The 1,833-nt window shown below is 74.5% G+C and carries 2 protein-coding genes; both read right to left on the bottom strand.

The annotated features are described in order from the left end of the window. On the bottom strand, positions 1-560 hold a 560-nt coding region (locus tag AOK03_RS39905; protein WP_157869233.1), incomplete at its 3' end, for an AMP-binding protein. A gap of 5 nt (positions 561-565) precedes the next feature. Then, the gene (gene dhbC / locus AOK03_RS39910; protein ID WP_055570206.1) at positions 566-1,789 is read right to left on the bottom strand and encodes an isochorismate synthase DhbC; all 1,224 of its coding nucleotides are present in this window, start codon (positions 1,787-1,789) and stop codon (positions 566-568) included. Positions 1,790-1,833 lie beyond the last annotated feature (44 nt).

Below are 1,833 nucleotides of genomic sequence, written 5' to 3' on the forward strand. Positions count from 1 at the left end.
GGCGGGGAGGGCACGGACCCGGTCGGGTCCGTGGCCACGTCCGACAGCGCCTCGAACGGGCCCGCGTCGCCGTCCGCCACGAACACGTGCCGCAGCGTCGGGATCTCGTCGACCAGCTTCGCCGCCAGCCCGCGGTAGTCGAAGCCGCCGAGCTGCTGCGGGATGACGTACGCGGCCGCCTCGGTGAACTCGCAGAAGTAGCGGACCTCCGTCTCGCGGTGTGCGGGCAGCGCGAAGACCGGAAGCGCGCCGATGCGGAACAGCGCGAAGACCGTCTCGAAGAACTCGGCGATGTTGGGCAGCTGGACGACCACCTTGTCGCCCTTGCCGATCCCGCGGGCCAGCAGGCCCGCCGCCAGCCGGTCCGATCTGCGGTCGAGCTCCTCGTACGTCCAGCGGCGCGCGGGTCTGCTGCCCGGGTCCACGATCGCGACGCGGTCCGGGTGTGCGGCGGCCCGGTCGCGCAGCATCTGCCCGAAGGTCTCGCCCCGCCACCAGCCCGCGGCACGGTAGCGCTCCGCGAACTCCTGCGGCCACAAGGGCGCGTCCACCGTGTTCACGGCGCTCACAGCTCCGCCCCCACCGCGTTCAGGAACGTACGGAACTTCGCGCCGGTCTCCGCGGTCTCCGCCGCCGGGTCCGACGCGGCGACCACGCCCGCGCCCGCGTACAGCCGCAGACTGCGTTCCGCCGCCTCCGCGCAGCGGATCGTCACGACCCACTCGCCGTCGCCGTTCGCGTCGCCCCAGCCGACCACGCCGGTGAAGAAGCCGCGGTCGAACGGCTCCGTCTCGCGGATCACCTCGCGCGCGGTCGCCGTGGGCGTGCCGCACACCGCTGGGGTGGGGTGCAGCGCGCAGGCCAGTTCGAGGGCGGAGACGTCGGGGTCGGTGAGGGTGCCGGTCACCGTGGTGGACAGGTGCCACATGGTCGCGGTGCGGACGAGGGTGGGGCGGGCCGGGACGGTCAGGTCCGTGCAGAAGGACGCGAGCGCCTGGTGCACGCCGTCCACCACCACGGAGTGCTCGTGCAGGTCCTTGGCGGATTCCAGGAGCGCGGCGGCGCGGCGCACGTCCTCGGCGAGGTCGTCGCTGCGCGGCGTCGAACCGGCGAGGGGGTTCGCCACGACCTGGTTGCCGTGGCGCGACACGAGCAGCTCGGGGCTCGCGCCGATGAGGGTGCGGCCCGGCGCCGTCGGCAGCGCGAAGGTGTAGCCCAAGGGGTCGCGGCGGGCCAGGCGCTGGAGCATCGCGGGGAGGTCCAGCGGGGCGGGCGCGGTGAGTTCGAGGGTGCGGGCGAGGACGACCTTGCTGAAGTCGCCGCGCCACATGCGGTCCACGGCGGCGGCCACGCCCGCGCCGTACTCCTCGGGGGAGGGCACCGGGCGGATCCGCCAGCCGGTGGCGTCCGCCGTCTCGACGGGCAGCGCGATCAGCGGGTCCGCGGCCAGCGGGGGCGCGGTGCGCAGGGTTTCGGGGACGGCGAGCGCGGCCGGTCCGGTGTGGTCGAAGGGGACCGCGCCGATGACGTACGGCTCGGCGATCCCGGCGCGGCGCGCGTCGGCCAGGGTGGCGGCGACGCGGTGCGGCAACGGCCTTTCGTCGTGCGGCACTTCGCTGTGCACGCCGTCGGTGAGCAGGGTGCGGGTGGGTGTCGCGAGGAAGTGCTCGCCCGGGGTGTAGGCGGCGAGGAGCGAAGTGGCCGCTCCTACCACGGGGTTGGCCTGCTCGGCGGTCGTGACGAGCGGGGCGGGCTTGTCGTGCGTGGCGACCTCGGGTGCCGTCGACACAGTGGCTCCAATTCTCGGGTGGGGCTCGGGTGTGTGTGCGGGGA

Source organism: Streptomyces atriruber, from assembly GCF_001418325.1.
In the GTDB taxonomy this organism is placed as follows: domain Bacteria; phylum Actinomycetota; class Actinomycetes; order Streptomycetales; family Streptomycetaceae; genus Streptomyces; species Streptomyces atriruber.